General features: G+C 72.6%; 8 protein-coding genes and 1 pseudogene. 4 read left to right on the top strand and 5 right to left on the bottom strand.

All coding sequences use genetic code 11. The features are described from left to right. Positions 1 to 15: 15 nt before the first annotated feature. On the top strand, positions 16 to 2,259 hold the full coding sequence (locus tag ACFWGN_RS08315; RefSeq protein ID WP_377616470.1) for an MMPL family transporter: 2,244 nt from the start codon (positions 16 to 18) through the stop codon (positions 2,257 to 2,259). Positions 2,260 to 2,353: 94 nt separating this feature from the next. Here ACFWGN_RS08315 and ACFWGN_RS08310 read toward each other — a convergent pair whose 3' ends face one another. After that, entirely contained in the window at positions 2,354 to 3,199 is an 846-nt protein-coding gene (locus ACFWGN_RS08310; RefSeq protein ID WP_377616469.1) for a GNAT family N-acetyltransferase, read from the bottom strand. Next, positions 3,196 to 5,028: an aspartate--tRNA ligase gene (gene aspS, locus ACFWGN_RS08305; protein WP_377616468.1), complete on the bottom strand. Its 1,833-nt coding sequence runs from the start codon at positions 5,026 to 5,028 to the stop codon at positions 3,196 to 3,198. Before aspS ends, ACFWGN_RS08310 begins: the two co-directional genes overlap by 4 nt. A 138-nt stretch (positions 5,029 to 5,166) precedes the next feature. On the opposite strand from aspS, the gene ACFWGN_RS08300 reads away from it, so the two are divergent. Further along, positions 5,167 to 5,634 (top strand): PPOX class F420-dependent oxidoreductase, encoded by a 468-nt coding sequence (locus ACFWGN_RS08300; RefSeq protein WP_377616467.1) that lies wholly within the window; start codon positions 5,167 to 5,169, stop codon positions 5,632 to 5,634. A gap of 38 nt (positions 5,635 to 5,672) precedes the next feature. Here ACFWGN_RS08300 and ACFWGN_RS08295 read toward each other — a convergent pair whose 3' ends face one another. The 3 genes from ACFWGN_RS08295 to ACFWGN_RS08285 form a co-directional block, all read right to left on the bottom strand. Next, on the bottom strand, positions 5,673 to 7,859 hold the full coding sequence (locus ACFWGN_RS08295) for an intein-containing Rv2578c family radical SAM protein (protein WP_377616466.1): 2,187 nt from the start codon (positions 7,857 to 7,859) through the stop codon (positions 5,673 to 5,675). Positions 7,860 to 7,925: 66 nt separating this feature from the next. Beyond that, entirely contained in the window at positions 7,926 to 8,615 is a 690-nt protein-coding gene (locus tag ACFWGN_RS08290; protein ID WP_377616465.1) for a flavodoxin, read from the bottom strand. Beyond that, the gene (locus tag ACFWGN_RS08285; protein ID WP_377616464.1) at positions 8,612 to 9,559 is read right to left on the bottom strand and encodes a helix-turn-helix transcriptional regulator; all 948 of its coding nucleotides are present in this window, start codon (positions 9,557 to 9,559) and stop codon (positions 8,612 to 8,614) included. Before ACFWGN_RS08285 ends, ACFWGN_RS08290 begins: the two co-directional genes overlap by 4 nt. A 148-nt stretch (positions 9,560 to 9,707) precedes the next feature. Here ACFWGN_RS08285 and ACFWGN_RS08280 point away from each other — a divergent pair. Beyond that, a pseudogene (locus ACFWGN_RS08280) lies at positions 9,708 to 10,679 on the top strand (alcohol dehydrogenase catalytic domain-containing protein). A gap of 107 nt (positions 10,680 to 10,786) precedes the next feature. Then, positions 10,787 to 11,662 carry an aldo/keto reductase gene (locus tag ACFWGN_RS08275; RefSeq protein WP_377616463.1) on the top strand — a complete coding sequence of 292 codons (876 nt, stop codon included), beginning with the start codon at positions 10,787 to 10,789 and terminating at the stop codon, positions 11,660 to 11,662. Positions 11,663 to 11,780 lie beyond the last annotated feature (118 nt).

Below are 11,780 nucleotides of genomic sequence, written 5' to 3'. Positions count from 1 at the left end.
TGCCATGCTGGCCGGGTGTTCGAGAGCCTGGGGCGCGCCGTCGCCCACCGTCCCCGCCTGACCGTCGCCGTCTGGGTCGTGCTGACCGTCCTCGGCTTCGCCCTCGCCGTCGTGGGTGTCCACGGCGAGAGCCTGTTCGACCGCCTGACCACGGGCGAGCCCGCGGTCCCGGGCTCGCAGAGCGAGCGCGGCACGCAGATCTTGACCGAGCAGGACACCACGGGCGAGGAGATCTCGCTGCTCGTGAGCGGCGCCGACCCGGCCGACCCTGCGGTCGCCGCGGCCATGGACCCCGTGCACCGGCAGCTCGACGCGATCACCGGGGTCGCGACGGTCGTCGACCCGTTCGTGATCCCCGGCGGCCTCGAGACCGAGGCCGCCCAGTCGCTCGTCGCGGCCGACGGCGACGGGTTCCTGGTGTCGGTCACGCTCGAGGCCGGCCTCGACGAGGAGACCACGGCTGCTGCGGCGAGCGACGTCGTCGAACGCCTCGAGGCCGTCCCCGAGGACCTGGCCGAGGCCTCGCCGGGCGCGACCGGGCTCGTCTCGAGCAACGACCTGATCGTCGAGGCCATCACGTCGCAGGTCGAGAAGGACCTCACGACGGGCGAGATGATCGCCCTGCCCATCGCCCTGCTCGTCATGGTCCTCGTCTTCGGCGGGTTCCTCGCGGCCGCGATGCCCATGGCGGGGGCCATCGCCTCGATCGGCGCAGGCCTAGGGGTTCTGCTCGCGCTGTCCTACCCGCTCACGATCGACGCGTCGGTCGTCAACGTCGTGACCCTGCTGGGCCTGGGCCTGTCGATCGACTACGGGCTGCTGATCGTCTCGCGCTTCCGTGAGGAGCTGCACCGGCTCGTCGACGAGCGTGCCCCCGGCGGGACCGCGACGTCCGGCCCGTCGTCACAGGCCGAGGTCACGGCCGCGGTCGTGCGCACCATGGCCACCGCGGGACGCACCGTCGCCTTCTCCGCGCTGACCGTCGCCATCTCCATCGCCGGGCTCATGGTCTTCGAGCCCGACATCCTGCGCGCGATCGGCGCGGCGGGGCTCGCGATCATCCTGATCGCCGTGGCCACGGCCATGACGCTCGTGCCCGCCCTGCTCGCCCTCGCCGGGCACCGCCTGGTGGCTCCCAGCGTCCTCAGCCGCGTCCCCGGGCTGCGGGCCGTCCTGGCGCGCACGGCCGACGTCCAGTCCGACGAGGGCGTGTTCTCGCGCCTCACCGGCCGCGTCCAGCGCCACCCGGTGTGGGTCATGCTCGGCACCGTGGCGGTCCTGGTCGTCCTGGCCCTGCCCGTCCTGGGTCTGCAGATGCGCAACTCGGGCATCGAGCTCCTGCCCCAGAGCTCGCCCCAGCGCGAGTTCGTCAACGAGGTCACCGCGCAGTTCCCCGCGTCCGAGAGCCCCGACCTGCGCGTCGTGACCGACTCCACGCCCGAGCGGGCCCAGGCCTGGGCCGAGGAGATCGCGGGACTCGAGCACGTCGAGCGGGTCGACCCGGCGGTCGCCGTCGGCACCGACCACGCGGTCGTCGGGGTCCACGTCGACGCCGACGACGCGGGCGGCCCCGAGGCGGTGGCCGTCGTGGACGAGGTGCGGGCCCTGGACCCCGGCTTCGACGTCTACGTCACGGGCCAGGCGGCCGGGCAGGTCGACTTCCGGGCGGCGCTCGCGGACCGGGTGTGGTGGGCCGTGGGGATCGTGGTCGTGGCGACGTTCGTGCTGCTGTTCCTCATGACGGGGTCGGTGCTCATCCCGGTCAAGGCCCTGCTGACCAACGTGCTGTCGCTGGCCGCGTCGCTGGGCGTGCTCGTGTGGGTGTTCCAGGAGGGGCACCTGGAGGGCGTGCTGGACTTCTCGTCGGCGGGCGGCATCGAGACCTACGTCGTGGCGCTCGTGATCGCGTTCGCGTTCGGCCTGGCCATGGACTACGAGGTCTTCCTGCTCTCGCGCATCAAGGAGCTGCACGACGCGGGCCTGTCCAACGACGAAGCCGTCCGGCTAGGCCTGCAGAGGTCGGGGCGCATCATCACCTCGGCCGCGGCCATCATCATCGTGGTGTTCGCGGGCTTCGTGTTCGGCGAGCTGCTCGTGATCAAGGAGGTCGGGTTCGCTCTGGCCGTGGCGGTCTTCATCGACGCGACGATCGTGCGGATCCTGCTGGTGCCGGCCACCATGACGCTCCTGGGCCGGGCCAACTGGTGGGCCCCCAAGCACCTGAGGTGGTTGTACTCGAGGTTCTCGATCACGCACTGACCGCCGCTGCCCGTGCCTGCATCGCCGGGTGCGGAGCTCTGGTGCAGAACGCCGGGTGCGTCGCACCAGAGCACCGTCCCCTACGGCGAACGGCTCAGTGGCGGCTCTCGAACTCCTGCACGACGGCGTAGCCCAGCCGGGAGTAGACGCGGCGGGCCGCGTCGTTGTCGGCGTACATGCCCAGGGTCACCCAGTCCGCCTCGGCCAGACCGGCCCGGGTCACGACGGCCGTGGTGGCCGCGGCGATGCCGTGCCCGCGCCAGGCGGGGTCGGTCGCGATGCTGCCCAGCGCCCAGGGCGTGCCGGGCTCGACCTGCCGGGCACCGACGACCCCGCGCAGCACACCGTCCGGGCCGCGCCATCCCCACCAGCGGGCCCACGGGTCCTCGGGGCTCATCTCCGCGAGCGGGTTCGCGACGTCCAGGCACGCGCGCACCTCGGCCGCGGCCGACGGCCCGGTCAGGGCCTCGACCCGCTCCTCGCCCGGCTGAGCGGGCGGGGCCTCGCGCGTGGCGAAGAAGTCCCAGCTCGACACCGACCGACCGTCGCCGTCGCGCAGGACGGCCGGCAGGTCAGCGTCCGCGACCCGGTCGCCCAGGAAGCCGAGCGTCCCGCGCGGCAGCCCCGCGCTGACCACGCGGTCGCCGATCACGCCCGAGCCCACGACCCGGGCCAGCACGTCCGCCGTCGCCTCGGCCGACCCCACGCCCCACAGGCCGACGGCCTGCGGAGGGCGAGCGGCGCCGTCGGGCTCCTCGACCCCGGCCGCCGGGGCCGCGAGCGCCACGCTCAGCACGCACGCGTGCTCGTCCTGCCACACCCCGCGCACGTCCCACTCCGCGAGGTCGGTCAGGACAAAGGGGTGGGAGGCCCACCGGTCCGTCAGACCGGTCGAGCCTCCCAGCGTCCTTGCCTGCGTGCGGGTGTCCGGGGCGGTCACGCCTTCCCGGTGGCGGCAGGAGCGGCGTCGGTGTCCGCAGCGGCGTCCGGTGCGGGCGCGGCCTTGGGCTTCGCGTCGACGCCCGCCTCCTTGCGCTGCTGCGCCGTGATGGGCGCTGGCGCCTGCGTCAGCGGGTCGTACCCGCCGCCCGACTTGGGGAACGCGATGACGTCGCGGATCGACTCCGACTTCGTCAGCAGCGCCACGATGCGGTCCCAGCCGAACGCGATGCCGCCGTGCGGCGGGGCGCCGAACGCGAAGGCGTCGAGCAGGAAGCCGAACTTCTCCTGTGCTTCCTCCTCGCCGATGCCCATGACCGCGAACACGCGCTCCTGGACGTCGCGGCGGTGGATACGGATCGAGCCGCCGCCGATCTCGTTGCCGTTGCACACGATGTCGTACGCGTAGGCGAGCGCCTCGCCCGGGTTCTGCTCGAACGTGTCGATCCACTCGGGCGTGGGCGAGGTGAACGCGTGGTGCACCGCGGTCCAGGCCGAGTTGCCCAGTGCGACGTCGCCCTCGTCGGCGGCCTCCCCCGTGGGCTTGAACAGGGGCGCGTCGACGATCCAGACGAACGCCCAGGCGTCCTCGTCGATCTGGCCCGTGCGCTTGGCGATCTCCTGACGGGCCGCGCCCAGCAGGGCGCGCGACTCGTTGGTCTTGCCCGCGGCGAAGAACACCGCGTCGCCCGGCTGCGCGCCGGTCGCGTCGCGCAGGCCCTCGCGCTCGGCCTCCGAGAGGTTCTTGGCGACCGGGCCCGCGAGGGTGCCGTCCTCCTGGAACGTCACGTACGCCAGGCCCTTGGCCCCGCGCTGCTTGGCCCACTCCTGCCAGGCGTCGAACTGGCGGCGCGGCTGCGAGGCCCCGCCTGCCATGACGACGGCGCCCACGTACTCGGCCTGGAAGACGCGGAACGGGGTGTCCTTGAAGTAGTCCGTGAGCTCGACGAGCGGGTTGCCGAAGCGCAGGTCCGGCTTGTCCGAGCCGTACAGGCGCATCGCGTCGTGGAACGTCATGCGCGGGATGGGCGTGGGGATCTTGTACCCGATGAGGTCCCACAGCGCGACGAGGATCTTCTCGCCGAGCGCGATCACGTCGTCCTGCTCGACGAAGCTCATCTCGACGTCGAGCTGCGTGAACTCGGGCTGTCGGTCCGCGCGGAAGTCCTCGTCGCGGTAGCAGCGGGCGATCTGGTAGTAGCGCTCCATGCCCGAGACCATGAGCAGCTGCTTGAACAGCTGCGGGGACTGCGGCAGGGCGTACCAGGAGCCCGGCGCCAGGCGCGCGGGCACCAGGAAGTCGCGGGCGCCCTCCGGGGTCGAGCGCGTCAGGGTCGGGGTCTCGATCTCGACGAAGTCCTGCGCGTCGAGCACGCGGCGTGCGGCCTGGTTGGCCTTGGCGCGCAGGCGCAGGGCGTGGGCCGGGGTGGGGCGGCGCAGGTCCAGGTAGCGGTGCTTGAGGCGTGCCTCCTCGCCGATGACCTCGTTGCCCTCGAGGGCAGTGGAGACCTGGAAGGGCAGGGGCGCGGACTCGTTGAGCACGACGACGTCGCTCGCCACGACCTCGATCTCACCCGTGGGGAGGTTCTTGTTCTCGTTGCCCTCGGGACGCCGGGAGACCTCACCGGTGACCTGGAGCACGAACTCGGCGCGCAGCGGGTGCGCGACCGACTCGTCACGGATGACGACCTGGGCGATGCCCGAGGCGTCACGCAGGTCGATGAAGGCCACCCCACCGTGATCGCGGCGACGGTCGACCCAGCCGGTGAGGGTGACGGTCTGACCGATCTGCTCGGCCCGCAGGGAGCCGGCTGTATGGGTGCGAAGCACGGAGAGAGTCCTTCCGGAACATGCCGGGGCGCGCAGTGGCGTCCCGGGATGGGAGTGGGGAGTGCGCAGACGACGCACGCGGACGAGTCTAGTCTGTGGGCGGACCACGTTCATGAGAATTCTCCCCGGGAGGCACGCATGGCCAGGCGGATCGCGACCACGGACCGGATCGGACGCGCGGAGCTCGTCGCGTTCCTGCGCGCCAACCGGCGGGCCGTGCTGCTCACCCGGCGCGCGAGCGGCGCCCCGCAGATGAGCCCCGTCACGTACGGGGTCGACGTCGAAGGGCGCGTCGTCGTCTCGACCTACCCGGACCGCGCCAAGGCCGTGAACCTGCGGCGCGACCCCTCCGCGTCGCTGTGCGTCCTGGGCGAGGACTTCGACGACGCCTGGGTCCAGGTCGACGGCACGGCTGAGGTGATCGACCTGCCCGACTCGGTCGAGCCCCTCGTCGAGTACTACCGCTCGATCGCCGGGGAGCACCCCGACTGGGACGAGTACCGCCGGGCCATGGTCGCGCAGGGCAAGTCGCTGCTGCGCGTGACGGTCACGGGCTGGGGCCCCGTGGCCACGGGCGGGTTCCCGGCACGGCTCGCGCAGGACTGAGGGCCGGCGCCCGCCGGGCGTGTCCTGCCGGCGCCGTCCTAGAAGAGCAGCTGCTCGGCGCTCGCGGACGCACTCGTGCCCGTGCGTGCCGGCGGTCTGCCGCTGTCCCGGTGCTGCGCCACCAGACTCCCGGCCGGGTAGTCACCCTCGTCGGGCCGCGCTCTCTCGCCAGGAGACTCGGGGTGCCAGGCGGTCCGGGCGTGGCCCGACGTGCGCGCCTGGGCGCGGTGCCCGGCGCTCGCGAAGCCGCGCTCGACGAGCAGCGGGCGCACCCGGTCCCACAGCCAGTCCCGGTACGCGCGGCTCGCGTACGACCCGCCCGCGTAGACGCGCTCGTAGCCCGCGACCCGCTCGGGGTGGTCGCGACGCAACCAGGCCATGAACCACTCGCGCGTGCCGGGCTTGAGGAACAGCGGGAGGACCGTGGCGCCCGTGGCGCCGGCCTCGTGGACCGCGTCGAGCAGGCGCGTGAGGTGGTCGGTCGAGTCGGTGAGCCACGGCAGGACCGGGGCGATCATGACCCCGCACGGCAGCCCGGCCGCCCTCGCGGCGCGGACGAGGTCGAGGCGGGCGCGCGGCGTGGGCGTCCCGGGCTCGACGGCCTGCTGGAGATCCTCGTCGACGAACGCCAAGGAGACCCCGATGCCCACGTCCACGCTCTGCGCCGCCTGGCTCAGGCGCGGGAGGTCGCGGCGCAGGAGCGTGCCCTTGGTAAGGATCGAGAACGGCGTGCGCGAGGCCTCGAGGGCGTCGATGATCCCGGGCATGAGCCGGTAGCGTCCCTCGGCGCGCTGGTAGGGGTCGGTGTTGGTTCCGAGCGCGACCGCGTCGCCCGCCCAGGACGGCTTGGCGAGCTCGGCACGCAGCACCTCGGCGACGTTCATCTTCACGACGATCTGGCTGTCGAAGTCCTCGCCGGGGTTCATGTCGAGGTAGCGGTGCGAGGGGCGGGCGAAGCAGTTGTGGCTGATGACGCCGTTCGCGATGAAGTCCCCAGTCCCGGTCGTGAGGTCGAGAAGGTCGCGCACCTCCCCGGTGTCCTCGACCGACCGGACCGTGAGCGGCGCGTCCGACTTCACGGCGCGCCCGGTCACCGCGAGCTTCCTGCTGATCGCAGGATCGACGATCCTGAAGAACCGCGTCCGCGCCGCCAGCCCACCGACGACCCTGATGGTGGAGACCCCGTTCTCCCTGCGTGGCTCGCGCACGAACGGAACCTCGATCACCGTGAGCGCTCGGGTGATGCGCGTGAGGATCTCCTCGTCCTTGTTCGAGATGCGCAGCGCCCCCTGCGAGCAGCTGCCCTCCGCGTCGAAGATCCCCGCAAGAAAGCCGATGGCCCATTCGCGCTCCACCACTGGTGGCCAGCTGATGAGCGCCTGGATCGCGTCGAAGTGCGCGGACCTGGACGTGAAGATCGCCATGATCGATCGTCTCGTGGTGGACCCGGGGCTGAACGGTCGCATCGTGGTGGTGATGCCCGCCTGCTCGAGATAGTCGCGCGATCTGTCGAGGGCTTCCCGGTCCGCCAGTGCGAGCCGAAACATGCTGACGTTGTTGGGGTTCCCGCTGCGGCGCCGATAGGTCCTCCTGAAGAGCATCCCGTCGCCACGGATCATGCCCGTGAGGTAGCCGTGCCGGTAGGCCGCGCCGTCCCGGGAGGCGGAGTGCTTCTCCAGATCGCCCGTCCCGAATCCCATCAGCTTGTTGTTCGTCGTCAGATATGGCCGCTGGCCCGCCCCGCACTCACGGGGGGCGACATGCTTCCAGCCGCGGTCCGTGAGAAACCTGTGATCGCCGCTTGCCGTGAGACGCGTCCCGTCCTCGAGCGTGATGGCGAAGGCTCGCTTGCGTGTTGCCCAGACGTCTTCGACAGTCGTGAGGACATAGCGCCTGTACCGGCCGCTGACCTCGGTACCGACGACCTGGTCACCCGCCCGGATGTCACGCAACGGCACCTGACGCCCGTCACCACGGAGGATGAGCGTGTCGGGGCTGAGGCAGTAGGAGCACGCGTGGGAGCATCCGCGGTACGGGTTGATCGTCCAGGTGAACGGCATGCGGGACTCCCCCGGCACCTTGGACAGCGCGCTCTTGGCGAGCACCTCGTGGAACGTGACGCCGGCGAACTCCGGCGTGCGCACGGTCCGCACCAGCCCAGCCATGCGTCCGAGCCCGGGCAGCGCGCCGTCGTCCGCCGTGATCGCCTGCCCGTCCCACCTCATGGCGCTATTCGAACACATGTTCGATCACGTTGTCGACGCCGCCGGCGGCTGCGCCCCCCGGACTGCTCAGCCGATCCCCGCCGCCCGCACCCAGCGGTCGATCTCCGGCCCGGCGTCGGCGACACGCTCCCCGCGCACCGCGAGCCCCTCGCCCACGACCGCGTCGGGAGCGAAGGTCGCGTAGACCTCGGGCGCCCGGCCGAGTCCGCTCATGGCGTGCGTCGTGACGGGCAGGATCGTCGTACCCGCGAGCGAGACGCCGTCGAGGAACGTCGACATGATCATGGGCGGGCGCACGTTCCAGATCGGGCTCGCGAGGATCACGGTGCCGTACCCGGCGAGGTCCGGCAGCGGCTCGGCGATCTGCGGGCGGGCGTCCTCGTCCTGCTCGCGCACGTTGCGCGCCACGGTCTCGTCGTAGGCGTGCGGGTACGGGTCGGCGGCGGTGACGCGATAGAGGCCGCAGCCCGTGCGCTCGGCGATCATGGTCGCCAGCACCTCCGTGCTGCCGACCTCGAGGTCGCGCCGGCCGCCGTCCCAGTAGTTCTCGCCGGCGCGGGAGAAGAAGACGATCAGCGCGCCGCTGCCTGCCGTCCCGCCCGAGGTGGGCCGCGTCGCCGTCGTCGGACCGGCCGCGACGGGCTCGCGAGGCTGCGCCCGACCTCCCGTCCCCGTGCACGAGGCCACGGCGAGGACCCCGGCACCGGCGACCGCAACGCGCAGCAGGTCCCGACGCGAGACCGCGGCGGCCCTCACGCGCCCGCCGCCCGGTCGGCGCCCGCCCCGTCGGGCGCGCCCGCCGCACCGACCGCCTCGGCGACCGCCTCGGCGACCGCGTCGGCGTCGCGGGTCGCCGCGAGCGACGTCAGCAGCGCGAGGGCGTCGGCCGCGGGGCTCCCCGGGGCCGCGCTGTACGCGACCAGGCCCAACCCCGGCTCCTGGGCGAGCTCCATGACGTCGTAGTCGAGCGCAAGGACCCCGACGTCGGGGTGGTGCATGCGCTTGAGACCCGCCCGGTGCACGCGGACGTCACGCGTGGCCCACAGCTCCCGGAACCGCTCGGAGCGCGTCGAGAGCTCGCCGACCAGGTCGCTGAGCGCCCGGTCGTACGGGTTGCGTCCCGCCGCGCCGTGCAGCGCGGCCACCACGGCGCGGGACACCTCGTCCCAGTCCACGTAGTAGCGCCGAGCCGCAGGATCGAGGAACGCGAACCGCGCGGTGTTGGGCGCGGTACCCGTCTCTCGCGCGAAGTCGTGGACGGGGGCGTGCAGCTCACGAGCCAGCGCGTTGGTCGCCACGATGTCGCGACGGCTGTCCGTCACGTACGCCGGGGTCGCCGTCATCGAGTCCAGGACGCGCTGCACCGACACCGGGACCGTCGCGGCACGCACCGGCTCGCGCCGCTTGCGGGCCGGCTGGTTGGCGGAGTGCGCGAGATGACGCAGGTGCAGCGTCTCGGCCTCGTCCAGCCGCAGGGCCGACGCGAGCGCATCGAGCACCGCGTCCGACGCCCCGGCCAGGTTGCCGCGCTCGAGCCGCGCGTAGTACTCCGAGGAGACGCCCGCGAGGACCGCGACCTCGTCCCGGCGCAGGTCCGGGACCCTGCGCCGCCCGGTGCTCGGCGGCAGCCCGACCTCGGTCGGGCTCAACCGGGCTCTGCGGCTCGACAGGAAGTCTCGCACCTCGTCTCGTGGGTCCATGCCCACGACCCTACGGACCGTGCCCCGCCCGAGCCATGCACTGTCAGTACCCCTCTCGACAGGGCGTTCCTCCCTCACCCGGGCGATGGTGGAGTGGATGCAGTGCCGCCGACCGACCGGTGGCCACCCGGACGAAGGGACCGAATCCATGCGAGCGACGTACCTGTACGGCACGAGAGACATCCGGGTCGACGAGGTCCCCGGCCCCGAGATCCAGGAGCCCACCGATGCCCTCGTGCGGGTCGTGCGGGCGTGCGTGTGCGGCTCGGACCTGCACCGCTACCACGACTACGCGGGCGAGCCGCGCCCCATGGGGCACGAGCTGCTCGGCGTCGTCGAGGACGTCGGGGCCGACGTCACCACGGTCCGCCGCGGCGACTTCGTGATCTGCCCGTTCGGCATCCAGGACAACACGTGCGTGTACTGCCGCGAGGGCATGCAGACCTCGTGCCTGCACGGGCACTTCTTCGGCACGGGCGGGATGGGCGGCGCCCAGGCCGAGGCCGTGCGCATCCCCCTCGCCGACGGCACGCTCGTCCGGACCGGCACGGCGCTCGCGGACACCGACGAGGCCCTGCTCAACTCGTTGCTCTCGCTCTCCGACGTGTTCCTGACCGGCACCACGCCGCCCACATGGGCAAGGTCGGTCCCGGACGGACCGTGATCGGGGACGGGGCCGTGGGGCTGAGCGCGGTCCTGGCCTCCCGGCGCCTCGGCGCCGAGCGCCGTGGTGCCCGAGCGCGGCGAGGAGGGCGTCGCCCGGGTCCGTGACCTCACGGACGGGCAGGGGACGCACGTCGTGATCGAGGCCGTCGGGCACATGCCCGCCTACCAGCAGGCGTACGGGGTCGTGCGCGTGGGCGGCGTCATCTCACGGGTCGGGGTCCCGCAGTACGAGGACGCACCCGTCGGGTGGGGCTCGCTGTTCGGACGCAACATCACGCTCACGGGCGGCCCCGCCCCCGTGCGGGCCTACATCGAGGACGTCCTGCCGGACGTGCTCGCCGGACGCATCGATCCCGGTCGCGTGTTCGACCGCGTCCTCCCGCTCGACCAGGTCGCCGAGGCCTACCGCGCCATGGACGCGCGCGAGGCCCTCAAGGTCGTGGTCCTGCCCTGACCGTCACCGACCCTCCTGGACGGCCCCCGCCCGACGTGCCCGACGACGCCACCTCCCCCCTCCCAGCCGTCCTGCCCCCACGACCAGCACCACCCAAGGAGCACCACATGACCGTCCTCACCCTGAACAACGGCGTCACCCTGCCGGCCCTCGGCTTCGGCGTCTTCCAGACCGCGCCCGAGGAGACCGTCTCCTCGGTCCGCACCGCGCTCGAGACCGGGTACCGGCTGGTGGACACCGCCGCGGCCTACGGCAACGAGCGCGAGGTCGGCCGGGCGATCGCCGAGTCGGGCCTCGACCGGGCCGAGGTGTTCATCGAGACCAAGGTGTGGATCAGCGACTACGGCTACGACAAGACGCTGCACGCGTTCGACAAGTCCGCGGGCAAGCTCGGCGTCGAGCAGATCGACCTGCTGCTCCTGCACCAGGCTCTGCCGAGCCGGTTCGACCTCACGCTCGAGGCCTACCGCGCCCTGGAGACGCTCCTGGCCGACGGCAAGGTCCGCGCGATCGGCGTGAGCAACTTCATGCCCGAGCACCTCGAGCGCCTCCTGGAGACGGCGAGCGTCGTCCCTGCCGTCAACCAGATCGAGGTCCACCCGTACTTCCAGCAGCGCGACCTCCAGGCCGTGGACGCGGCGCACGGCATCCTGACCCAGGCCTGGTCCCCCATCGGCGGCATCACCTCCTACCGCGAGGGCGGTGCCCGCACGTTCGACGACCCCGAGATCCTCGCGATCGCCGAGGCGCACGGGAAGTCCGCCGCGCAGGTCATGCTCCGCTGGCACCTCCAGGAGGGCCGCTCCGCGATCCCCAAGTCGACCAGGCCCGCACGCATCGCCGAGAACTTCGACGTGGCCGACCTCACCCTCACGGACGCGGAGCTCGCCGCGATCGACGCGCTCGACCAGGGCGTGCGCCGCGGCCCCGACCCGGCCGACATCACCCTGGAGACCTTCGGCCGGGACATCCCGGAGGCCTGAGCGGCTCTCACCGAGGCGCCGTCGCCGCGCCCGGCGCACGGCAGCACGGCAGCGCGGCGCACCGACCCGCAGCACGCGTGAGGCCCGACAGGGGATTCCCCTGCCGGGCCTCACGCAC

Origin of the sequence: Oerskovia sp. NPDC060338, assembly GCF_042726295.1 — a bacterium.
GTDB lineage: Bacteria > Actinomycetota > Actinomycetes > Actinomycetales > Cellulomonadaceae > Oerskovia > Oerskovia merdavium.
Note: the sequence above shows the minus strand (reverse complement) of the source record. Positions and strands in the feature narration are given on the sequence as shown.